We start from the raw sequence: 21,741 nt of genomic DNA, 5'->3' as shown, positions 1-21,741 counted from the left end.
TTACAACGCCCGAAGACCGCACTCAGCCCTGGGCTACAAGTCTCCAGCATCCCGACTTGCCTTGAACAACCTATTGCAAATCAACACCTAGGCATCTTCTTGCGACAACGACAGCGCTGCCGCCATCTCGCGCACCAGATCGGTTTGGCTGATGATGCCCACCAGCTTGCCCTGTCCATTGACCACCGGCACATGGTGCCGTTTGCCACGCGAGAAAATGGCGATCAAGTCCACCATGCGGTCATAGCTGCCCACCTTGGAGACCTCGGTCGTCATCAGATCACCCACCAACTGACCGGTATTTTTCTTGCGCAGCACCCAGTGCTTGAGTTTGCTGCTCAGCCCCTCGGGCCCGGCCGCCAGTGCATGGTTAAGCAGGTCGGTCGAGGTCACGATGCCCACCACCTGCAGGCCATCGTCCACCACCGGCAAGGCCTTGACCCCGTGCTCCTGCATAAGGCTCCAGGCATCCTTGACGGTGCTTTCCGCACGGGTCGCATGCACCGGGTGGGCCATGATGTCTTCGCAGCGCAGGTTGCCCAGGGTTCGCTTGAAGGCCGCCTGGCTCGCACCTTGCAGCAGCGCCTCCAGATCGGCACGGCTGACATCGAGCACGCCGTTGAAGCGCGCCAGCGCCTCATCGATATCACTGCCTTCCATGCGCGCGCTGGCCGAGCGCGATGCCTGCGCCTGCTGCGCTTTTTGGCTGTGCTGCGGCGCCGGGTAGCGCTTGCCCGTCATGCGGTTGTAGGCCGTGGCCAGTAGCACCAAGATGACCAGGTTCAGCGCCACCGGGTAGAGCAGCACCGAGACATCGTGCATGCCCTGGATCGCCATCCACATGGCCAAGGCTGCGCCGGGCGGGTGCAAACAGCGCAGCACCACCATCACCATGATGGCCAGGCCCACGCCCACGGCCGCCGCCACCAGCGGGTCGGCAAACACCAGCAGCGACAACCAACCCGCCAGGCCCGACAACAGCGAGCCGCCAATCACCGGCCAGGGCTGCGCCATGGGGCTGGACGGGGTACCGATCAGTAGCAAGGCGCTGGCACCCATGGCTGCAAACAGCCAGGGTGTGTGGTCATGGCTGCCCCATTGGTGACTGGCCATACCCGTCAGCCACAGAATGGCAATGGCCCCCAGCACCATGCGCGCCAGCTCCCGCCCATTGACATGCGCAGCAGAGGGCAGGAAATTGCGCAACCACAGCTGCAAGCGCGCGCGGCGGCTGCCCACTCCTTCGGGGGCGGTACCAGGGGGCGATGGGGGGCGTGCTTGGGACATGGCAGGAGCGACAGCGTGGGGCAAAAACGGTGCAGTCCGCCATCATAAACAGGCGCAGACCTACAAGTGCCGCTGCCGCTGTCGCCCTTGCTGGCGGTATAGCCATCAAAGCCAGGAAATTGGCGACAAATTGTCAGCATATGGCCGACAAAAGCTGCATTTCAGCGCGCAGTTTGTCATGCACTGGACACAGTATCGATAGAATCGTCGGTTTACTGTGACGGCCCAGACCATGCGCGATCGATTTGCTGTTTTGCCCCAATACTTGCTGCCCAAGAAATGGATGACCGCGACGGCCGGCAAACTGGCATCGGCCGAGCTGGGGGGCGCGACCACGGCCTTCATCCGCTGGTTCGTGGCCCGCTACCAGGTCAATATGGACGAAGCGGCGCAGCCCGATATCGCGCAGTACCCAAGCTTCAACGCCTTCTTCACCCGCGAATTGCGGGACGGCGCGCGGCCCATGGCCCAGGCCGATCTGGTCTGCCCGGTCGATGGTGCCATCAGCCAGTGCGGCGCGATTGCGCAGGACCAAATCTTCCAGGCCAAGGGCCACAGCTACAGCACCACGGCCTTGCTGGGGGGCGACGCCCAGCTGGCCGCGCAGTTCAACAACGGCCAGTTCGCCACCATCTACCTGAGCCCGCGCGACTACCACCGCATCCACATGCCCTTGCGTGCCAAGCTGCAAAAGATGGTCTATGTGCCAGGTGATCTGTTCTCGGTCAACCCGCTCACCGCGCGCGGCGTGCCCGGGCTGTTTGCGCGCAACGAGCGCGTGGTCTGCGTGTTTGAATCGCGTATCGGTCCGGTCGTAATGGTGCTGGTGGGTGCCACCATTGTGGGCAGCATGTACACCACCTGGCATGGCCAGGTGAACCCGCCCCGCTCGCGCAAGGTACGCAGCTGGGACTACCAGACCCAGCCCATCGTGCTGGAGCAAGGCGATGAGATGGGCCGCTTCCTGCTGGGCTCGACCATTGTGCTGCTGCTGCCCGAAGGCAAGAGCGCCTTTAACGCCGACTGGGCGGCGGGCAAGCCGGTGCAGCTGGGCGAAGCCATGGGCACGCTGAGCCGCTAACCCATCACTGTCGCGCCACGCGCTTGCCTTGCGCGCCCTGCACGCTCTACACGATCTACGCTACCAAGCCGCCTTCAAGGCGGCTTTGCTTTGTCTAGCCCACCAACGGCAGCAACTGGCGCTGGCTGCGAAAGTCATGGAGCTGGCCGGTCACCGGGTCGCGGAACCGCAGCTCCCGGGCCAGCAGCTGCAAGGGCCGTGAAAAGTCGCCCTCCGGCGGGTCATTCACCTCGGGGTAGAAGGCATCATTGCGGATCGGCAGCCCCAAGGCCGCCATGTGCACGCGCAGCTGGTGGCGCTTGCCGCTGACCGGTTGGAGGGCATAGCGCGCCCAGGCGCCTTGCACCTCCACCAGGTCGATATGGCTGTGGCTGTTGGGCGCACCAGCCACCTCCTGCATCAGAAAAAACCGCTCACTCTCTTGCAGGCGGCTGCGGTGCTCGCGCGGAAAATCCAGATCGGCCCGCCAGGGGGCAACCGCCTCATAGCGCTTGTCCATGGCGCGGTCCCGGAACAGCGCTTGGTAAACGCCCCGGGTGGCGGCATCCTTGGACATCAGCAGCAGGCCCGCCGTGTCCCTGTCAATGCGGTGCAGCGGCGACAGCTGGGCATTGCCCGTTGCGTTCTTCAGCCGCACCAGCAGCGAATTTTGCACATACTTGCCGGTGGGCAGCACCGGCAGAAAGTGCGGTTTGTCGACCAGCAGCAAGCGTTCGTCTTCGTACAGGATGTGGGCGTCAAACGGAATGTGCGGCTCCGCACCCACACTGCGCCAGTAATACACGCGCAAGCCGGGCACAAAGGCCTGCTCGGGCCGCAGGGCCTGGCGCTGCGCATCCACCACCTCGCCGGCTTGCAAGCGTGCCTGCCACTGCGCATGGCTCACCATGGGCAGGCGCTGGGCCAGGTAGTCCAGCAAACGGCCGTCGCCCCGCGAAGGCAGCACCACGCAACTGGGGCTCAGGCCATCGCGCATCCAGGTGGAGGGATCCGTGTGTATCGTCATCTCGCTGGCGATTGTAATCACCGGCTCAGGGCTTTGAGGCAGAGGCACAATAGCCGCACTTGTAAATACCCCGGCTGCGGCGCGCTGCCGCCGCTTCAAAAAATTCCAAAAAAATAACAGGCCATGACTGCCAACACTGCTCCCTCACCCAACCTCGCACTCCGTCCCGTCGCTCTGCAGGAGCGCGTTTTCAATGGCTGGCACCTGGCCTCGCTGTGGTTCAGCCTCGGGGTGGGCCTGCTGGTCATGCAGGTAGGCGCCTATCTGATGCCCGCGCTGTCTACCGAGCAGGCCCTGCTGGCCATTGTGGGCGGCTCAGTCGTCGGAGCCGGCCTGCTGGCCTGGGTCGGCAAAATAGGCTGCGATACGGGGCTGTCCAGCGCGGGGCTGATCCACCATGTCTATGGCCGCCACTTTGCCAAGCTGCCAGTGTTGCTCAATATCGTGCAGCTGCTGGGCTGGGGTGCCTTCGAGCTGGTGGTGATGCGCGAATCCACCGTCGCCATTGGTCGCCAGGCCGGCGGCATGCAGGCTTCGTACTGGCCCTGGCTGGCCACCTTGCTCTGGGGCGGCCTGCTGGTGGCGCTGATGACCGGCTCCATGGTGCGCTTGGTGCGCCAGCTCATCTCGCGCATCGCCCTGCCGCTGGTGGTGCTGTCGCTGCTGTGGCTGAGCTGGCAGTTTGTCGGCATGGCCGTGCAGCAAGGCCTGCCTGCACTGTGGAGCCGGCCAGGCGCAGGCGGCATGGGCGTGATGCCCGCGCTGGACCTGGTCGTGGCCATGCCCATCTCCTGGCTGCCCCTGGTGGCCGACTATGCCCGCTACGGGCGCAACAGCCGCAGCGCCATGGCCGGCACCTGGATCGGTTTTGGCATTGCCAATATCTGGTGCTATGCGCTGGGCGTGCTGGTGGCCCTGGTGCTGCCCAGCACCGACCTGGTGGCCGCCTTGCTGCTGGCCCAAGGCGGCTTGATTGCGCTGTCGCTGGTGCTGCTCGACGAGGTGGACAACGCCTATGGCGATGCCTACTCGGGAGCGGTATCGGCCCACAGCCTGCTGCCCGCCTGGCGTGTGCGTACCTGGGGCATTGTGATGGCGGTGGCCAGCACCGGCCTCGCCATGGTGCTGCCCATGCACAGCCTGGAGCCCTTTTTGCTGCTCCTCAGCTCCATCTTTGTGCCGTTGTTTGGTGTCATCCTGGGCCGGCTGTCCTGGGGTGGCTACCAGCCCGCCCACCCGCAGGCGGGCGTGCACCTGCTGCCGCTGGCCCTGTGGCTGGGGGGCATTGCGCTCTACCACAGCCTGGCCGCCTGGGCGCCGCAAGCGGGATCGGCCTTGCCGACCTTGGCACTGACCTTTGTGCTGGCCTTTGCCACCCGCCCCAAAGCCTGAACGCCAGCCCGAAAGCGGTTTAGACAGAATCCTCGTCGAAAAGCGAGGCCTCGAAGCTGGAGTTGACAAAGCCCTCGGTCGACTCCAGCACCGCCGCTACCAGCTGCGCCGTGGTCTTGGCTGCGCCCCGGTGCGCCTGTGCAAACTGCAGTGCCGCGCGGCGCATGCGGCTGTGGCGGCTCGTATCGCTGGCAAGGGCCACGGCCTGCTGCAGGCCCTCATCCATGCCTGGCACGCGCAGCCCGGCACCGGCCTGCACGCTGCTGTCCGCCGCCTGCGCAAAATTAAAGGTATGCGGCCCCATGACGACCGGGCAGCCGCAAGCGGCAGCCTCAATCAGGTTCTGGCCGCCCAACGGCGCAAAGCTGCCGCCCAGCAAGGCCACATCGGCCAGGCCGTAGTACAGCTGCATCTCGCCCATGCTGTCGCCCAGCCAGACATCGGCGGACTGCGGCCCGTGCTGCCACTGGCTGCGGCGCGATACCTGCAAACCGGCGTCCTGCAGCAGCTGCACAATCTCGTCAAAACGCTGCGGGTGGCGCGGCACCAGCAGCCATTGCACCCTTGCCACAGCTTCCGCATTTTTGCTGCCCAACTGCGCCAGCGCTTGCAGCCACAGCGCCTCCTCGCCCTCGCGGCTGCTGGCCAGCATCACCACCGGCTTGCCCGCCGCCTGGTGCCAGGCCTGGCCTTGGGCCAGTTGCCCGGCATCGGGCTCGACATCGAATTTGAGATTGCCCAGCACCGCAGTCACCTCGGCCCCAGCCGCGCGCAAGCGGCTGGCATCGGCCTCGGTCTGGGCGATCACCGAGCGCAGGCTGCGGTAGGCTGGGCGCGCGAGCCAGGCCAGGCGCTGGGCGCCGCGCAGCGATTTGTCATTGAGCCGGGCATTGGCCAGTACCAGCGGCACGCGCTCGCGCTGGCAGCCAGCGGCCAGACCCGGCCACATCTCCGTCTCCATCAAGATACCGATGGAGGGCCGGAAATGGCGCAAAAAAGCATTCACACTGGCCCGGTCATCCCAGGGCTGCCAGACTTGGATATCTCCGGGCAGCAGCAGTTTTTGCCCCTCTTCGCGGCCCGTGGCCGTGCCATTGGTCAGCAGCAGGCGCAAGGCCGGAATCTGCAGCCGCAGCTCGCGCAGCAAGATGGCCGCAGCACGCGTCTCGCCCAGCGACACCGCATGGATCCAGACCAGCGGCATCTCGGGCACGGCCTGGTAGCGCGGCAAATCGCCGTAATCGCCAAAGCGCTGCTCCACCGCCTGCGCATAGCCGGGCTCTCGCAGCGCGCGGCGCGCCAGCTTGCGCCGCACCAGCGGGCGGGCAAGCCGTGCGACCCAGCCATAGAGCGTCAGGCTCAGACCCATGGATGCGGACGCGATTTAGTGCGACGCACTGCCGATGACGGCATCGGGCTTGACCTTGAGCAGCAGCGCCTTCATCTCGTTTTGGATGCGGTGCAGGGCCGCCTGGGTGTGGCCTTCAAAGCGCAGCACCAGCACCGGCGTGGTGTTGCTGGCACGGATCAGGCCAAAGCCATCGGGCCAATCCACGCGCAGGCCATCAATGGTGTTGATCTGCGCGGGCGCGCTAAAGGTCTCGGCGGCCATTTCCTGGAGTTGGGCGCTCAGCTTGTGTGGCTCGCCTTCCTGGCATTCCACATTGAGCTCAGGCGTGCTGTAGCTGCTGGGCAGCGCGTGGAGCAAGGCACAAGGGTTTTGGGCCTTGCTCAGAATCTCCAGCAAACGGCAGCCGGCATAGGTGCCGTCATCAAAGCCATACCAGCGCTCCTTGAAGAAGATATGGCCGCTCATCTCGCCGCCCAGGGGCGCGTTGGTCTCGCGCATGCGGGCCTTGATGAGCGAATGGCCGGTCTTGTACATCACCGGTTTGCCGCCGGCCGCCTCGATGGCCGGCGCCAGGCGCTGAGAGCACTTGACGTCATAGACGATCTCGCCACCGGGCACGCGCGAGAGCACGTCCTGGGCAAACAGCATCATCTGGCGGTCGGGGTAAATATTCTGGCCGTCCTTGGTCACAATGCCCAAGCGGTCGCCGTCGCCGTCAAAGGCCAGGCCCAGCTCGGCATCACCGGCTTGCAGCGCCTCGATCAGGTCCTGCAGGTTCTCGGGCTTGCTCGGGTCGGGGTGGTGGTTGGGAAAGTTGCCATCCACCTCGGAGAACAGCTCGGTCACCTCGCAACCCAGCGCGCGGAAAATGCTCGGTGCCGTGGCGCCGGCAATGCCGTTGCCGCTGTCCACCACGATTTTCATCGGGCGGGCCAGCTTGATGTCGGACACGATGCGCTCGACATAGGCCGCCGTCACATCCTCTTGGCGCAGCTTGCCACCGCCTTGGAAGCGCCAGCACTCCTTTTCGATGATCTGGCGCAGCTTCTGGATCTCGTCGCCATAGATGGCGCGGCCGGCCAACACCATCTTGAAGCCGTTGTAATCCTTGGGGTTGTGGCTGCCCGTCACCTGGATGCCGCTGTGGCACAGCGTGCTGGCCGCAAAGTACAGCATGGGCGTGGTCACCCGGCCCACATCGATCACCTCGATGCCCGCCTCCACCAGCCCCTGCATCAGCGCGCGGCTGAGCGCATCCCCAGAGAGCCGGCCGTCGCGGCCCACGGCCACCACCAGCTCGCCAGCGGCAATCGCATGTTGGCCAAAGGCCCGGCCCAGCTTCAGCGCCACGCTCTCGTTGAGCGTGCTCGGCACGACGCCGCGGATGTCATAGGCTTTGAAGATTGCGGAAGAAATCGGCACAGAACTCACCTTGTTGTTACTGCAAAACAGGCCTGCAAACGGCCTCCACCAGAGGCCCAGCCTTCGCTGCGAGACCGCTATTGTAGGCACGCTCCGCGATGGGCCTGGCCAGTTGTCCATGCCGGGACCTCTGCAGCGTATGCATAGGGGCACAATTAGCCGCTGCCAGACACCCGATGGCCGTGTGGGCTGCCCGCTACCCGGGATACGCATCAATGCACCGCAAGAATGTCACCAATGCCCTGGCCAGACACCGCTAGCATGCGCTCTGCCCTTGCAAGAATTTATGCGCCCCAACCACCACACTGCCACCGCCTCCATCCCCCCTCTCGTGTCGGCCTCACCGGGCTTTGGCCCCTGGCTGCCTGCCTTTGTGCTGCTGGCCGTGCTGTGGGGCGCGTCCTTCCTGTTCATGCGCCTGGGCGCTGCGCAGTTTGGCGCCATCCCCACCGCAGGGCTGCGGGTGATTCTGGCCTCGCTCTTTTTGCTGCCGCTGATGCTGGTGCGGGGCGAGTGGCCCGCGCTGCGCAAGCACTGGAAGCCGGTGTTGTTCTCCGGCATCATCAACTCGGCCATCCCGTTTTCCTTGTTCGCCTTTGCCGTGGTGCACATGCCCACCGGCATGGCATCGGTGCTCAATGCCTCGACACCGCTTTTTGGCGCCATCATTGCCTGGCTATGGCTGGGCGACCGCATCACCGCCCTGCGCGTGCTGGGCCTGATGATGGGGTTTACCGGCGTGGCCCTGCTCGCCTTGCACGACAAGCCCGCCAGTGCAACGGCCACCGACTGGAGTGCCTACGCCGCAATGGCCGCCTGCCTCTGCGCCTCGCTGAGCTATGGCGTGGCCGCCAGCTTTGCCAAACGCTATCTGGTGGGTGTGCCGCCGCTGGCCACTGCCACCGGCAGCATGGTCGGTGCCAGCCTGTGCCTGCTCCTTCCCACCATCGCCATGTGGCCCAGCCAGATGCCGTCCTGGTCTTCCTGGCTGGCTATTGCGGCGCTGGCCCTGCTGTGTACCAGCGTGGCCTATATCCTGTATTTCCACATCATCCAGACGGCAGGCCCGAGCCGCGCAATTGCTGTGACTTTTCTGGCACCGGTGTTTGCGCTGGTCTACGGCAACTGGTTCCTGGCAGAACCCATCACCGCCTGGATGCTGGGCTGCGGGGCCATCATCATTGGCGGCACCATGCTCTCAACGGGGCTGATTGGTGGCAAGCGGCCTTGAGGCCTGAGGCCTAAGCCTTGTCCTGGTGACCGTGCTTGCAGTCGGCACACAGGCCCTGCAGACGCAATTCCGTCTGCGCAGGGGCCAGGCCCTGCTCTTGCAGCACCTGCAGGTACTGGGCCATCGCCTGGTTGACCTGTGCAGTGGCGGCGTCACCGGCACGCTCCTGCAGGCTTTGCACCGAATGGCAGTCGGTGCACTCATAGCGCACCTGCAAAGGCTCATTGGTATCCGCACGCCAGGCATAGCGCGTCAGGCGTTCAGCATCCACGCTTTTGACCAGCTTGCCGGCAGCGGCCAGGCGATCGAGCAGGCGGTAGGCGGTCACGCGGTTCACATCCACACCCATCTTCTGCAGCCGGGCCTGAACCTCGGCCACCGACCATTGCAGGCCCGGCTGGCCGCTCACCAAGCCCAACAAGGCCTTGGTGGCACGCGTGGCACGCATGCCGGGCGGCAGGGACTGCACGCTCAAAGGGGCAGTGGCAGAAGAGGGAGTGCGAGGGGACATCGGTGGCTAGGAGATGAATGGCTTTGATGCAATTGGGTTGCATTATGCCCATCACCGGTGCCGCTGGCCTCAGCGGCCCTACTTCAACCAGTCTGCAAACCGGGTTTCCAGCTTGTCGACCTTGGGCGCCACCACATAGGTGCAATAAGGCTGGCGCGGGTTGTTGTCAAAGTAATCCTGGTGGTAGGCCTCGGCGTTCCAGAAATGCTGCAGCGGCTCGACTTCGGTGACCACGGGCGCTCCCAGTTGGCCCGAGGCATTGAGCTTGTCGACAAAGGCCCGTGCCTGGGCCAGCTGCTCGGGCGTGGTGGTGTAGATACCGCTGCGGTACTGCGTGCCCACATCATTGCCCTGGCGGTTGAGCGTGGTGGGGTCGTGGGTGGCAAAAAAGATGTGCAGCACCTTGTCCAGCGGCAGCACCTGCGGCTCAAAACTCAGCTCCACGCATTCGGCGTGGCCCGTGGTGCCACTGCACACCTGCTCATAAGTCGGGTTGGCGATCTGGCCGTTGGCGTAGCCACTGCTCACCTTCACTACCCCGCGCACGCGCCCGAAAACGGCTTCGGTACACCAAAAGCAACCACCGGCAAGATAGATCTTTTCCACAGGGGACGGGTTTTCATGGGACATCGGAACTCCGGCTAGAAAGGGGCAGGACATGGAGGCCAAACGGCTGGTTAAAAGCCGTTTGCTGGCTCCATTTTTAACAGAGAAAAAGACAGGCCTGTGCCAATGCTGGCGCTATTTGTTTTGCGGCCTTGGCTTGACTTGCCGCAGGGAGCCACCTACATTACTAACCCATTGGTCATTAATTTTGATTGCGTCGCCCACCGTGCCCCTCGCTCCCTCTGAACCTGTACCGGCCACGCCCGCGCCCCGTCGCAGCCGCCGCAAAGAGGCGCGGCCGGGCGAGCTGCTGGATGCAGCCTTGGATTTATTTGTTACCAAAGGCTATGCCGCCACCAAGGTCGAAGAGGTGGCCCGCCTGGCAGGGGTCTCCAAGGGCACGCTCTTCCTGTACTTCCCCAGCAAACAAGAGCTGTTCCAGGCCGTGGTGCGCCATGTGCTCAGCAGCCGCTTTGCTGAATGGGATCTGGAGCTGGACAGCTACGAGCACAACACCGCCACCTTGATCCACTACTGCTACGAGGTGTGGTGGCAGCGCATTGGCTCGACCAAGGCCTGCGGCCTGCCGCACCTGGTGATGGCCGAGGCGCATAACTTTCCCGAGATCGCCGCGTTTTACCGCCAGGAAGTGGTGCTGCCAGGTAACCGGCTGATTGAGCGCGTGCTGCGCCGGGGCATGGCGCGCGGCGAGCTGGCGCCCATCGATCTGGACTATGGCGTGACCTTGGTGCTGGCCCCGCTGATCTTTTGTGCCAGCGTCAAAAGCACCGGCGGCATCTGCCTGCCCGACCCCGACTTTGATATCCCCCGCTTTTTGCGCCTGCAGGCCGATGCGCTGATGCACGGCCTGGGCTGCAAGCCCCCAGGAGCTGCCGCATGAAGCGCGCCCTGCCCTGGCTGGCCGCTGCCGTGGTCGCCGTGCTGCTGGCCAGCGGCCTGTGGCGCGGCTGGACAACGCAGCAGCACCGGAAAGCGGCCTTGGCCCAGGCCGAGCAGGCCAAGGCGCAGGCCGTTTACCAGCTGGCGGCGAGCGACGCCCTGACGGTGGCAACCCAGACCCTGGCGCTGAGCCTGCCCATCAGCGGCACGGTGCAGGCGCTGCACAGCGCCACCATCAAAGCACGCATTGCCGGCGAGCTGCAGCAGCTGCAACTGCGCGAAGGTGACCCGGTGCAGGCCGGCCAGGTCGTCGCCCGGGTGGACAGCACTGAAAGCCAGGCACGCCTGGCCCAGGCCCAGCAGCAAGCCGATGCGGCCCGCGCGCAGCAAGATATCCAGCAGCGCCAGTACGACAACAACCGCGCCCTTGCCGACCAGGGCTTTATCTCTTCCACCGCGCTGGCGTCCTCCCAGTCGCAATGGCAGGCCGCACAGTCCAACTACCAGGCCGCGCGCTCGGCCGCCGATGTGCTGAAGAAAAACCTCAGCGACACGGTGCTGCGCAGCCCCATCCAGGGCCAGGTCGCGCGCAAATGGGTGAGCAATGGCGAAAAGGTGGGGCCGGATGCCAATGTGCTGGAGGTGGTGGATCTGCGCGAGCTGGAGCTGCAGGCCCAGTTGCCGGCGGCCGATTCACTGCAGCTGCGCCTGGGCCAGACGGCGCAGTTGCAGGTGGATGGCAGCGGCCAGCCCATCAGCGCCCAGGTGGTGCGCATCAACCCCCAAGCCGATACCAACAACCGCAGCGTGACGGTGTATTTGCGCATCACCCCGCCAGCGGCAGGCTCTGCTGCTCCGGCGCTGCGCCAAGGCCTGTACCTGCAAGGCCAGCTCGCCACTGCTGCGTTGCAGGCGCTCGCCGTGCCGCTGGCCGCTGTGCGGACCGACAAGCCCGAGCCCTATGTGCAGCTGCTCAGCCCCCAAGGCGGATCGGGCGAATCGCTGCGGGTGCAGCACCAGCCCGTGGTGCTGGGTGCACGCAGCCAGCGCGATGGCACAACCTGGGTGGCAGTGACCCAAGGCCTGCAGGCCGGCCAGCGCATTCTGGGCGGCCAGGTGGGCCAGCTGCGCGAAGCCACGCCCGTCAGGCTGGCACCCGCGCCCGCAGCCCCACCGGCACCCGCCACAGCCGCATCGCCCGCGTCCTGATCCATGTGGTTCACCCGCCTCAGCCTGAACAACCCGGTGCTGGCCACGATGATGATGGCCGCGCTGGTGGTGCTGGGCCTGTTTTCGCTGCAGCGCCTCAAGGTGGACCAGTTCCCCAATATCGACTTTCCGGTGGTGGTCATCACGGTTGATTACCCGGGCGCTGCGCCCGAGATCGTCGAGAGCGAAGTCACCAAGAAGATTGAGGAAGCCGTCAATGCGGTCGCCGGTATCAGTGCGCTCACCTCGCGCAGCTACGCGGGCACGGCCGTCATCATCATGGAGTTCCAGATCTCGGTGGATGGGCGCCGTGCCGCCGAGGATGTGCGCGAGAAGATCGCCGCCGTGCGCCCCTTGCTGCGCGACGAGGTCAAAGACCCGCGCGTGATCCGCTTTGACCCGGCCGACGCGGCCGTCTGGTCGCTGGCCCTGCTGCCGGATCCCAGCCTGGGCACGCCGCCCAGCGCGATTGCGATGACCTCCTGGGCCGACCAGGTGCTGAAAAAGCGGCTGGAGAATGTGCGCGGCGTCGGCGCCGTGAGCCTGGTGGGCGGCACGCCGCGCGAGATCAATGTCTACCTGAACCCCCAGCAGATGGAGGCGCTGTCCATCTCGGCCAGCGAGGTGGCCGACGCCGTGCGCCGCGAGAACCAGGATTTGCCCCTGGGCTCGGTGCGCTCGCGCGAGCAGGACCGGCTGGTGCAGATCGACTCGCGCATGAAGCGGCCCGAGGACTTCAACCAGATCATCGTCGCCCGCCGCAACGGCGCGCCCATCTACCTGCACCAGGTCGCCCGGGTGCAGGATGGCGCGCAAGAGCTGAAAAACCTGGCCTTGTACAACGGCACACGCACCCTGCTGCTGTCGATCCAAAAATCGCAGGAGGAAAACACCATCGAGGTGGTCGATGGCCTGCGCCGCGCGGTGGCCGAGATCACGCCCGAGCTGCCACCCGGCCTGCGGCTGGAGCCGATTGCCGATGCATCGCGGCCCATCCGCGTGGCCGTGGACAATGTGCGCGAAACCCTGGTCGAGGGCGCCGTGCTCACCGTGCTGATCGTGTTTCTGTTTCTGCACTCCTGGCGCTCGACGGTCATCACCGGCCTGACCTTGCCGATCTCCATCATCGGCACCTTCTTTTTCATGTACGCCTTTGGCTTCACCATCAATATGGTGACCTTGATGGCCTTGTCGCTGTGCGTGGGCCTGCTGATCGATGACGCCATCGTCGTGCGGGAGAACATCGTGCGCCATCTGCAAATGGGCAAATCCGCCTACCGCGCAGCGCTGGAGGGCACGCAGGAGATTGGCCTGGCCGTCCTGGCCACCACCTTGTCGATCGTGGCGGTATTCCTGCCCATTGGCTTTATGGGCGGCATCATCGGCAAGTTTTTCCATGAGTTTGGCCTGACCATCGTGGTGGCCGTGCTGCTGTCGATGTTTGTCAGCTTTACCCTGGACCCGATGCTCTCCAGCGTCTGGCATGACCCCAGCGTGCACAAGGATGGCAAGCGCTCGTCCAACAAAATCGCACAGGCTTTGGGCCGGGCACTGGCCGCGTTTGAGGCCGCCACCGAGCAGCTGAGCGCGGGCTACCAGCGCCTGCTGGCCTGGGCGCTGCGCCACCGTTTGACCAGCCTGCTGGTGGCCGTGGCGATTTTCATCCTCAGCCTATTGCTGCTGCCCTTGCTGGGCACCGAGTTTGTGCCGCGCGCTGATTTCTCCGAGACCCAGATCCGCTTCAACGTGCCCGTCGGTGCCTCGGTGGAGGCCACCGAGGCCCGGGCCCGCCAGGTCGAAGCCGTGGTGCGCGCCAACCCGGCCGTGCGCTACACCCTGACAACCATCAACACCGGCAATGCCAATGGCAAGAACTACGCCAGCATGTATGTGCGCCTGGTAGACCGCAGCGAGCGCAGCCAGGATGTGCAGCAGATATCGGCCAGCCTGCGTGCCCAGCTGAACCAGATCGCAGGCATCCAGGTCACCCATGTGGGCCTGCTCGAAGCGGTGGGCGGCCAAAAGCAGGTGGAGTTCTCACTGCAAGGCCCAGATCTGCAAGAGCTGGAGCGCCTGGCCCGCCAGGTGAGCGAGCGCCTGCGCAGCATTCCGGGTCTGGTGGACCTGGACAGCAGCGTGCTGGAACGCGAGCCGATTGTGCAGCTGCAGTTCAACCGCGATGCCGCATCGGACCTGGGCCTGCCCATGGGCCAGGTCGCCACCGCCTTGCGCACCCTGGTCGAAGGCGACACCGTGGGCAACTGGCGCGCGGGCGACAACCAGACCTATGACGTGCGGGTGCGCCTGGCGCCCGAGGCGCGCGAGAACCCGCAGATGCTGGCCCAGTTGCCCTTGACCGCGACGGGCGCCAATGGCCAGCCCCATACGGTGCGCCTGAGCCAGCTGGCCAGCTTGACCGAAACCACCGGCCCCAACCGCATCAACCGCCGTGCGATGAACCGCGAGGTGGCGTTTAATGCCAACGCCAACCAGCGCAGCGCTGGCGAGGTGGCGGCCGACATCCGCGCGGTGCTGGAGCAAACCACCTTCCCGCCGGGCTACCGCTATGAATTTGCCGGCAGCACCAAGAACATGCAGGAATCCTTTGGCTACGCGCTCTCGGCCCTGGCGCTGGCGGTCATCTTCATCTACATGATCCTGGCCAGCCAGTTCCGCAGCTTTTTGCAGCCTCTGGCGCTGATGACCTCGCTGCCGCTCACCTTGATCGGCGTGGTGCTGACCTTGATGATGTTTGGCACCACCTTGTCCATGTTCTCCATCATCGGCGTCATCTTGCTGATGGGCCTGGTCACCAAGAATGCGATCTTGCTGGTGGACTTTGCCATACGCGCCCGCCAGCCCCAGCCCGGCGAAGACGGCCAGACGGTGCCCGGCCTGCCCCGCGAGCAGGCCCTGCTGCTGGCGGCCCAGGTGCGGCTGCGCCCTATTTTGATGACCACCTTGGCCATGGTTTTTGGCATGGTGCCGCTGGCGTTTGCGATGAGCGAAGGCGCCGAGCAGCGCGCGCCGCTGGGCCAGGCGGTGATTGGCGGGGTCATCACCTCGTCGCTGCTGACCTTGGTCGTCGTGCCCGTTGTCTACTGCTACCTGGATGATTTATCAAATTGGCTCGCCCAAAAATGGCGGCGCCCCGCTATGGAACCCTAAGCGGCCTAAAATAGGGGGTTTTTTCTTGCCCCACCCCAACAAGCCAACCGGAGTCTGCAATGAGTTTGCCACTGAACATGTCCCCCAGCACGGATGATAAATACCGCGCAGCACGCTACAACATGGTCGAACAGCAGGTTCGCCCCTGGAGCCTGGGCGACCAACAGGTGCTGGCACTGATCGGCACCCTGCGCCGCGAAGAGTTTGTGCCCGATGGCCTGCAGGATATGGCGTTCATGGACATCCAGCTGCCCTTGCTGGGCGATGACGGCGAAGAAGCCGTGGTCAACGGCCACTGCATGCTGCCTCCCCGCGTCGAAGCGCGCGTGCTGCAGGACCTGAAGCTCCAGCCCCATGAAAATGTGCTGGAAATCGGCACCGGCTCGGGCTACATGGCCGCGCTGATGTCGCGCCTGGCCAAGCAGGTCACCTCGCTGGAGATTGAACCTGCGCTGGTCGAGCTGGCCCGCGCCAACCTGCACCGCGCCCAGATCAAGAATGTCGATGTGGTGCTGGAAGACGGCTCCAACGCCCAGGCCATCGGCGGCAGCTATGACGTGATCGTGCTCAGCGGCTCGGTCTATGAAGTGCCTCCCGCATTGCTCGACAAGCTCAAGGAAGGCGGTCGCCTGATCGCCTTTGTGGGCACCGAGCCCATGATGCGCACCACCGTCTACACCCGCACGCAGGGCAAGCTGACGATCACCCAGCCCTGGGACACCGTCGTGGCACGCCTCAAGGGCTTTGCCGAGGCACCCCGTTTCAAGTTCTGATGACCCCCGCAGCGCGGCGGCCTGGGCCGGCTGCGCTGCAGAAAGTGATGTATGGAGCAAATCCGCCCCGCGCAACTCAATGAATGGCTGGCCCAGCATGCGGACCAAAACCCGCTGGTGCTGGATGTGCGCGAGCCCTGGGAGCTACAGACTGCCTCGGTCAAGCCCGAAGGTTTCGAGCTGCTGAACATTCCGATGCAGCAGATTCCTGCCTCGCTGAACCTGCTCGACGAAGACCGTCCGATCGCCTGCCTGTGCCACCACGGCATGCGCAGCATGCAGGTCGCCGTGTTCCTGGAGCGCCAGGGCTACAGCCAGGTCAGCAACCTGACCGGCGGCATCGATCTGTGGAGTGCCGAGCACGACCCCTCGGTGCCCCGTTACTGATCGCCGGCCAGCGCCGCTGCCAGCACGGCAGTCGGCAACTGCCCTTTCTCCCGCTCCACAAACCACCCCCTTCTGCACCATGCGCCAAGCCCCTGCCCTGCCTCGTCTGAGAACAACCTGCGCCGCAGCCGCTGCGGCGCTGCTGGGCCTGGCCCTGCTGCCGGCCCAGGCCCAAAGCCTCATGCAGATGGTGGAGCAAGCCAGCGGCTATGACGCGCAGTGGCAATCGGCCCGCGCCAACCTGGATGCGGCCATCTCCCGGGGCGAGCAGGCCCGTGCGGGTTTGCTGCCCCAGGTGGGGCTGCAGGCCCAGTCGCAGTACAGCCACACGGCCATCAGCAACCCGGAGCTGCGGCTCAATGGCCCCAACCACCAGATCGGCATCACGGCCAGCCAGCCGCTCTACCGCCCGGCCAACCGCATTGCGCTGGAGCAAGGCCGGCTGGGCGGCGATATCGCCCGGCTGCAGCTCGATGCCGCCAGCCAGGATTTGCTGGTACGGGTGGCCCAGGCCTATTTCGATGTGCTGGCTGCGCAGGACAGCACCGTGTTTGTCAGCGCACAGAAAGCCGCTGTGAAAGAGCAACTGGCCGCTGCCAAGCGCAACTTCGATGTCGGCACCGCGACCATCACCGATTCGCGCGAAGCCGAGGCCCGTTTTGACCTGGTGCGCGCGCAAGAGATTGCCGCCGACAACGACCTCACCGTCAAACGCCTGGCGCTGGACAACACCGTGGGCACGCCTGGCAACAAGCCCTGGCCCCTGAAGCAACCGGTGGTGCTGCCCGCCACCACGCCGGACAATGTGCTCATGTGGGTGGACCAGGCACAAAGCGAGCAGCCCCAAATCCGCATCGCCCAGCTGGCCACCAGCAATGCCCGGCTCGACACCAAGAAAGCCGAAACCGGCCATTTGCCCACCGTCGATCTGCAGGCCACGGTGGGCCGCCAGCTCTACCCCAAGGGCAGCGTGACGATGCCCACCCATGGCTACAACGCCAACCAGGCCACCGTGGGCGTGGTGCTCAATGTGCCGCTGTTTGCCGGTTTCTCGGTGCAAAACCGGGTCAAGGAAACCCTGGCCCTGGAGACCAAGGCCGAGGCGGACCTGGACAATGCCCGCCGCACAGTGGCCCAAAATGTGCGCAGCGCGTTTTTTGGCCTGCAGTCCAGCGCCAGCCAGGTCCAGGCGCTGGAAGCAGCCGAGGCATCGAGCCAGTTGGCACTCGACGCCAACCTGACCGGCTACCAGGTGGGTGTACGCATCAACATCGATGTGCTCAACGCCCAAAGCCAGCTCTACCAAACCAAGCGCGATCTGGCGCTGGCACGCTACAACGCCTTGCTGGGCCAGCTCAAGCTCAAGCAGGCCGCCGGCACCCTGAGCTTGAACGACATCCAAGCGCTGGACCGCAGCATGCTGGCCAACGAAGCACCAGCGCTGGCCATCCCCGCCACGCCTGCGCTGGTGGCACCCAGCCCTGCAAGCGCCCCGCGCTGAGCGGCGCACGAGCCGGGGACTGCTTGCACCGCAGCGCGCTGGGGCTCTGCGGCCAAGGCCAGCGCGCCGCGCGGCTGATCTGGCCCCGGCACACTGCCCCTGTCAGCGTCATGTGTCTCGGTGGTCACTCTCCCCCGACTTCCAATACCCTTTTGCACTCACGCTGCTGCGGGGCAATTCCCGCTCCTGGAGATAGTGAAGCCGCAGTCTGCGCATGGCGGCGGATTCACCCGCCATCCAGATATAGCCTGGCCCGGCGGGCAAGGGGCGGTACAAAAGCGACTGGCACAAGGCAAGACCCGGCTCGGATTGTGCATTCATCCACTGCAGCCGCAAGCTCGCCAAGCTGGGGATGGGCTGCTGGTCTTTCTCGGAAAACACCTCGATATACGCCTTGGCTTGGATGCCTGCCGGCAAGCGGCTGGCAATGCTTTGGATAGCCGGCAAGGCCGTGGCATCACCGGCCAGCAGGATCCAGCGGGCCTGCGCGGGAAGCTCAACACCGCCGCTGCGCGGTCCGGCAACGCCAACCCGCTCTCCCACCAGGGCCCGCTGCGCCCAGGTGGCGGCGGGGCCGGCCTGGCCTTCCTGGGCGTGCAGCACAAAATCCAGGCTCAACGTTCCCGCTACGGGATTGAGGTCTTGGAGGGTGTAGGCGCGGCCCTGGCCGCAAGGCAAAAACAGCTTGACCCATGGTGCTGCTTCGCCTGCGGCTTCGGAGGCCACAAAATCTGCGATCTCCGCGCCGCCCAGCGTAATCCTTTGCATATGGGGCGTGATGCGCTGCACGCGCTGCACGGTGGCTACCATCCTGGCCGTGGCGGGCTTGTGGCGGGTATCAAGCATGGCCCGCTCCCCGGGCGGTACCCATCAGCAGCCGCATGGCCACCAGGGCGGACAGCGCCACCGCCAGGGCCCCAGCAAGGTAGACCATCTCCACGCCCCAGGCCAGCGCAACGGCGCCCAGCAGCGGCCCGGTGATCCCTAGCGATATATCCAGGAAGGCCACATAGGCACCCATCGCTACGCCCCGGCTTTGTGGCGGCGCGCGGCGCATGGCCTCCACGCCGAACCCGGGAAAGGCCAGCGAATAGCCCAGGCCCGTCAATGCCGCTCCGGCATAGGCCACCACAGGCGTCGCTGCGCTCCAGATGAGCAGTTGCCCCAGCGCCTCGATCAGCACACAGACCAAGGCCACACGGGCACCGCCGAGCTGGTCGGGCAGATGCCCCAAGAAGATGCGGGCGGCGATAAAGGCCAGCCCGAACGCGCTGAAGGCCAGCGACGCATGGCCCCAGCCATGGGCAGCGAACAGCAAGGCGATGAAGGCCGTGATAACGCCAAAGCCGACACTGCACAGCGCCAAACCCAGGCCCGCCGTCCAGACGACGCCCAACACCTGGTAGAACGGCGTGCGGCGGACCGCCGTGGGGGCAATTGCCCGCACCTGCAGCACCAGTGCCAGCGCCAGCAGGGGAAAAATGGCAGTGGCTACGCCAATGCCCGCAAACCCATACCCCGCCTGCACGGCGATCCCGATGGGGGCGCCGACGGCGTAGGCCCCATACATGGCTATGCCGATCCATGCCATCACTTTGCCAGCGTGCTGCGGCCCGACGAGCCCGACGCCCCAGCTCAGCGCGCCCGTCACAATCAGGCTTTCGCCGCAGCCCAGCAGCACACGCCCCAACAGCAAAATCCAGAGGGAGGTGCTGGGCACCGTAACCCAGGCCCAAGATGCAAGGTAAGCGGCACCCGCGCAGGAGGCCACAAGCAGACCGCCTAGCACAGCCTGCTTGGCGCCGCGCATGTCAGCCAGGTTGCCGGCCCAGGCACGCGTGAGCAGGGCTGCTGCAAACTGGGTGCCGATGACGGCGCCGACCACCAAGGGGCTCATGCCCAAATCGTGGGACACATGCAACGGCAAGATGGGCAGCGGCAAGCCGATGCTGAGAAATCCGATGAACACCGCCAATGTGATCGGCAGCAGGCGGAGAAAGACATGGGCAGCGGCAGGCGACGGCGTCGCACCAGTGGTCGCAGCCCGAGAACGAGAAGACATCCATCACTCCAAACATGAGCATTTGCTCGATATCTGGAATAATATGAGTCATTGCTCGCATTGAAAACTCGCGTTCCGACTGTCCCATGCCCTCTTTGCCACAACCGCGCCGCATCCCACGCCAGAGCCGCTCACGGGCTTTGGTGGACGCCATTCTCGAAGCCACGGCTCGCGTTTTGACCGAGCGCGGCTACGCCGGAACCAATACCAACCTGGTTGCCGAGCGCGCTGGCGTCAGTGTCGGCTCCGTGTACCAGTATTTCCCCAACAAAGACTCCCTGCTCACCGCCTTGCACGAGCGGCACGCCATGGAAATGCAGGCTGCCGTGGAGACCGCGCTGGCAGGCACATATCCCCGGGGCTTGCGGGACAAGCTGGCCGCCATCGTGCATGCCTGGCTGGCAGCCCACCAGGTCGCACCTGAGCTGCATCGCGTGCTGGAGAAGGAGTTCCCGTTCTTTGACGCACCCGCAGACCAAAGCCCGGCCGACCAAAGCATCTGGCAGCGCATACGGCAACTGCTGGAAGAGCACCGCGACGAGATCGTGCCCACCGACCGGGAGTTGGCCACCTGGATGCTGCTGCAAACCATGGAATCACTGATTCACGCGGCAGTCATCCCACCCGGCGCACCGCGCCCGGCCCCGCAGGTCGAGCAAGCCATTGTCGACATGCTGGACGGCTATTTGTGCAGCCGGCCGCCGCCGGCCTGAATCAAGGCCTGGGGCCGAACAAGACCGACCGCGCTGCATCAGAGGGCAGCACGCAGGCCACATCATGCGCACAGCCGGGCACGGTGTAGAGCCGCTGCGGGCGCGGCGGTTGCAGTACCTGGGCCGCATAGGCGGCATAGGCCTCGCCCCGCTGCCTGCGAAAAGGCCCTTGCAGCATCGCCGCGCATGACTTATCCAGCGCGCCATAGCTGGTGCCTTTGCCGGCATGGTTGTCGAGTGCGCCTTCCAGATAAGTGATATCTGCCTGCCGGTAACGTTCACGCGCCTGCGCCGCCGTTGCCGCCAGGTAGGCCGGCAGGGCCTGGGTGCCGTATTTCCAATCGTTGTAGCCGGAGCAAGATGCCTGCTCCGGCAGCCGCATGCGGAACTGGCAGGCGCCATCGCTGCACTGCGCCCAGTCCGCATCTGCACCGCCGATCTGCGGCTGCGGGCGCAGCGGATCGAAGTACAGCCAGGTGCCCGGGTCGGCGACCACATAGCGCAGCGACACACCGCCAGGCGGCTCTTTGGCAAAGCCAATGCTGCGCTGGAGCATTTGCCCACCTGCAGAAAAGCCCGCCAGCGTGATGCGCTGCACGCTGGGCCAGCGCGCATGGATATGCGCCACCAGGGCATCGAGCGCTGCAATCGCATTGATGGCAGGCCGGTCAGGGCCCGCTTGAGAGTTTTGCCCCGCCAGCCAGCTGCTGCAACTCCACAGCGCATCGCCCGCCTCTGCCAACGGCGTGCCCGGGGTGCTGCAGCGCTGCGCCTGGTCGCTGGCCACCTGGTAGAGCGGCGCAATGACGAGGGTGTCGTCCAGCCGCCCTGCCCGGCGCGCGGCATCCAGGGCGGCGTTGAAGCTGCGGTTGGCATCGCGCGGGTGGCCATGCAGGATCAGCAATACCGACCGCAGCGCCGCCGATGCCTGGGTCTGCGACGCATAAAAATGCATGCGGCCCGCTTGGCCCGGCAGATCGAAGGCCAGATAACAGCGCTCGGACGCCTGTGCTTGGCAAGCCTGCGGGCTTGGGGCTGCTAAGCCGCTCCCCGCCTGCAAGGTGGACAAGAAAATACAAGCAGCAACCGTACGCACAGCCATGCAAGCCCCAGCAAGTGATCAAGGTTTGCCATCCTAGGC

At 65.3% G+C, this 21,741-nt stretch carries 19 protein-coding genes; 10 read left to right on the top strand and 9 right to left on the bottom strand.

The features are described from left to right. Positions 1–87 precede the first annotated feature (87 nt). Positions 88–1,287 (bottom strand): HPP family protein, encoded by a 1,200-nt coding sequence (locus tag M2375_RS19025; protein WP_259169531.1) that lies wholly within the window; start codon positions 1,285–1,287, stop codon positions 88–90. 232 nt (positions 1,288–1,519) lie between these two features. Here M2375_RS19025 and asd point away from each other — a divergent pair, with 232 nt between their 5' ends. Beyond that, entirely contained in the window at positions 1,520–2,368 is an 849-nt protein-coding gene (asd, locus tag M2375_RS19020) for an archaetidylserine decarboxylase (protein WP_259169530.1), read from the top strand. 94 nt (positions 2,369–2,462) lie between these two features. Here the strand turns inward: asd and M2375_RS19015 are convergent, their stop codons facing one another. Beyond that, entirely contained in the window at positions 2,463–3,374 is a 912-nt protein-coding gene (locus tag M2375_RS19015) for a pseudouridine synthase (RefSeq protein WP_259169528.1), read from the bottom strand. A 123-nt stretch (positions 3,375–3,497) separates the two neighbouring features. On the opposite strand from M2375_RS19015, the gene M2375_RS19010 reads away from it, so the two are divergent. Continuing rightward, on the top strand, positions 3,498–4,766 hold the full coding sequence (locus M2375_RS19010; RefSeq protein ID WP_259169527.1) for a cytosine permease: 1,269 nt from the start codon (positions 3,498–3,500) through the stop codon (positions 4,764–4,766). Positions 4,767–4,785: 19 nt separating this feature from the next. Here the strand turns inward: M2375_RS19010 and M2375_RS19005 are convergent, their stop codons facing one another. Together M2375_RS19005 and M2375_RS19000 are read right to left on the bottom strand one after the other, a co-directional pair. Continuing rightward, complete coding sequence (locus M2375_RS19005; protein WP_259169525.1) at positions 4,786–6,135, bottom strand: 3-deoxy-D-manno-octulosonic acid transferase; 1,350 nt, start codon at positions 6,133–6,135, stop codon at positions 4,786–4,788. A gap of 15 nt (positions 6,136–6,150) precedes the next feature. Further along, the gene (locus M2375_RS19000) at positions 6,151–7,539 is read right to left on the bottom strand and encodes a phosphomannomutase/phosphoglucomutase (protein ID WP_259169521.1); all 1,389 of its coding nucleotides are present in this window, start codon (positions 7,537–7,539) and stop codon (positions 6,151–6,153) included. 286 nt (positions 7,540–7,825) lie between these two features. Between M2375_RS19000 and M2375_RS18995 the strand changes: the two genes are divergently transcribed. Further along, positions 7,826–8,770, top strand: a complete 945-nt coding sequence (locus M2375_RS18995; RefSeq protein WP_259169520.1) for a DMT family transporter — start codon at positions 7,826–7,828, stop codon at positions 8,768–8,770. A 10-nt stretch (positions 8,771–8,780) separates the two neighbouring features. On the opposite strand, the gene M2375_RS18990 is transcribed toward M2375_RS18995, so the two are convergent. Both M2375_RS18990 and msrA read right to left on the bottom strand, forming a co-directional pair. Next, on the bottom strand, positions 8,781–9,281 hold the full coding sequence (locus M2375_RS18990; protein WP_259169519.1) for a Fur family transcriptional regulator: 501 nt from the start codon (positions 9,279–9,281) through the stop codon (positions 8,781–8,783). A 78-nt stretch (positions 9,282–9,359) separates the two neighbouring features. Beyond that, on the bottom strand, positions 9,360–9,911 hold the full coding sequence (gene msrA / locus M2375_RS18985; protein WP_259169518.1) for a peptide-methionine (S)-S-oxide reductase MsrA: 552 nt from the start codon (positions 9,909–9,911) through the stop codon (positions 9,360–9,362). Between the two features lie 202 nt (positions 9,912–10,113). On the opposite strand from msrA, the gene M2375_RS18980 reads away from it, so the two are divergent. From M2375_RS18980 to M2375_RS18955, 6 genes are all read left to right on the top strand, one after another. Continuing rightward, positions 10,114–10,788: a TetR/AcrR family transcriptional regulator gene (locus M2375_RS18980; protein ID WP_259169516.1), complete on the top strand. Its 675-nt coding sequence runs from the start codon at positions 10,114–10,116 to the stop codon at positions 10,786–10,788. After that, the gene (locus tag M2375_RS18975; RefSeq protein ID WP_259169513.1) at positions 10,785–11,996 is read left to right on the top strand and encodes an efflux RND transporter periplasmic adaptor subunit; all 1,212 of its coding nucleotides are present in this window, start codon (positions 10,785–10,787) and stop codon (positions 11,994–11,996) included. Before M2375_RS18980 ends, M2375_RS18975 begins: the two co-directional genes overlap by 4 nt. A gap of 3 nt (positions 11,997–11,999) precedes the next feature. Beyond that, a complete protein-coding gene (locus tag M2375_RS18970; RefSeq protein WP_259169512.1) occupies positions 12,000–15,164 on the top strand; it encodes an efflux RND transporter permease subunit in 3,165 nt (1,054 codons plus the stop codon). A 59-nt stretch (positions 15,165–15,223) separates the two neighbouring features. Then, positions 15,224–15,937: a protein-L-isoaspartate O-methyltransferase gene (locus M2375_RS18965; RefSeq protein WP_259169511.1), complete on the top strand. Its 714-nt coding sequence runs from the start codon at positions 15,224–15,226 to the stop codon at positions 15,935–15,937. A gap of 51 nt (positions 15,938–15,988) precedes the next feature. After that, positions 15,989–16,324 carry a rhodanese-like domain-containing protein gene (locus M2375_RS18960; protein WP_259169510.1) on the top strand — a complete coding sequence of 112 codons (336 nt, stop codon included), beginning with the start codon at positions 15,989–15,991 and terminating at the stop codon, positions 16,322–16,324. Between the two features lie 79 nt (positions 16,325–16,403). Then, complete coding sequence (locus M2375_RS18955; RefSeq protein ID WP_259169509.1) at positions 16,404–17,825, top strand: TolC family outer membrane protein; 1,422 nt, start codon at positions 16,404–16,406, stop codon at positions 17,823–17,825. A 108-nt stretch (positions 17,826–17,933) separates the two neighbouring features. On the opposite strand, the gene M2375_RS18950 is transcribed toward M2375_RS18955, so the two are convergent. Both M2375_RS18950 and M2375_RS18945 read right to left on the bottom strand, forming a co-directional pair. After that, positions 17,934–18,671 carry a siderophore-interacting protein gene (locus M2375_RS18950; RefSeq protein WP_259169508.1) on the bottom strand — a complete coding sequence of 246 codons (738 nt, stop codon included), beginning with the start codon at positions 18,669–18,671 and terminating at the stop codon, positions 17,934–17,936. After that, the gene (locus M2375_RS18945) at positions 18,664–19,887 is read right to left on the bottom strand and encodes an arabinose transporter (protein WP_259169507.1); all 1,224 of its coding nucleotides are present in this window, start codon (positions 19,885–19,887) and stop codon (positions 18,664–18,666) included. The genes M2375_RS18950 and M2375_RS18945 overlap by 8 nt, the downstream gene beginning before the upstream one ends. 86 nt (positions 19,888–19,973) lie before the next feature. Between M2375_RS18945 and M2375_RS18940 the strand changes: the two genes are divergently transcribed. Next, complete coding sequence (locus M2375_RS18940; protein WP_259169506.1) at positions 19,974–20,600, top strand: TetR/AcrR family transcriptional regulator; 627 nt, start codon at positions 19,974–19,976, stop codon at positions 20,598–20,600. Position 20,601: 1 nt separating this feature from the next. Here M2375_RS18940 and M2375_RS18935 read toward each other — a convergent pair whose 3' ends face one another. Continuing rightward, positions 20,602–21,555: a hypothetical protein gene (locus M2375_RS18935; protein ID WP_259169505.1), complete on the bottom strand. Its 954-nt coding sequence runs from the start codon at positions 21,553–21,555 to the stop codon at positions 20,602–20,604. Between the last annotated feature and the right edge of the window lie 186 nt (positions 21,556–21,741).

Source organism: Comamonas sp. BIGb0152 (assembly GCF_024809975.1).
Lineage (GTDB): Bacteria > Pseudomonadota > Gammaproteobacteria > Burkholderiales > Burkholderiaceae_C > Comamonas.
Note: the sequence above shows the minus strand (reverse complement) of the source record. Positions and strands in the feature narration are given on the sequence as shown.

Coding starts and splice junctions, on each gene's coding strand:
- M2375_RS19025 (WP_259169531.1), bottom strand. CDS start 1,287: ATGTCCCAAGCACGCCCCCCATCGCCCCCTGGTACCGCCCCCGAAGGA.
- asd (WP_259169530.1), top strand. CDS start 1,520: ATGCGCGATCGATTTGCTGTTTTGCCCCAATACTTGCTGCCCAAGAAA.
- M2375_RS19015 (WP_259169528.1), bottom strand. CDS start 3,374: ATGACGATACACACGGATCCCTCCACCTGGATGCGCGATGGCCTGAGC.
- M2375_RS19010 (WP_259169527.1), top strand. CDS start 3,498: ATGACTGCCAACACTGCTCCCTCACCCAACCTCGCACTCCGTCCCGTC.
- M2375_RS19005 (WP_259169525.1), bottom strand. CDS start 6,135: ATGGGTCTGAGCCTGACGCTCTATGGCTGGGTCGCACGGCTTGCCCGC.
- M2375_RS18995 (WP_259169520.1), top strand. CDS start 7,826: ATGCGCCCCAACCACCACACTGCCACCGCCTCCATCCCCCCTCTCGTG.
- M2375_RS18990 (WP_259169519.1), bottom strand. CDS start 9,281: ATGTCCCCTCGCACTCCCTCTTCTGCCACTGCCCCTTTGAGCGTGCAG.
- msrA (WP_259169518.1), bottom strand. CDS start 9,911: ATGTCCCATGAAAACCCGTCCCCTGTGGAAAAGATCTATCTTGCCGGT.
- M2375_RS18975 (WP_259169513.1), top strand. CDS start 10,785: ATGAAGCGCGCCCTGCCCTGGCTGGCCGCTGCCGTGGTCGCCGTGCTG.
- M2375_RS18970 (WP_259169512.1), top strand. CDS start 12,000: ATGTGGTTCACCCGCCTCAGCCTGAACAACCCGGTGCTGGCCACGATG.
- M2375_RS18965 (WP_259169511.1), top strand. CDS start 15,224: ATGAGTTTGCCACTGAACATGTCCCCCAGCACGGATGATAAATACCGC.
- M2375_RS18960 (WP_259169510.1), top strand. CDS start 15,989: ATGGAGCAAATCCGCCCCGCGCAACTCAATGAATGGCTGGCCCAGCAT.
- M2375_RS18955 (WP_259169509.1), top strand. CDS start 16,404: ATGCGCCAAGCCCCTGCCCTGCCTCGTCTGAGAACAACCTGCGCCGCA.
- M2375_RS18950 (WP_259169508.1), bottom strand. CDS start 18,671: ATGCTTGATACCCGCCACAAGCCCGCCACGGCCAGGATGGTAGCCACC.
- M2375_RS18945 (WP_259169507.1), bottom strand. CDS start 19,887: ATGTCTTCTCGTTCTCGGGCTGCGACCACTGGTGCGACGCCGTCGCCT.
- M2375_RS18940 (WP_259169506.1), top strand. CDS start 19,974: ATGCCCTCTTTGCCACAACCGCGCCGCATCCCACGCCAGAGCCGCTCA.
- M2375_RS18935 (WP_259169505.1), bottom strand. CDS start 21,555: ATGCATTTTTATGCGTCGCAGACCCAGGCATCGGCGGCGCTGCGGTCG.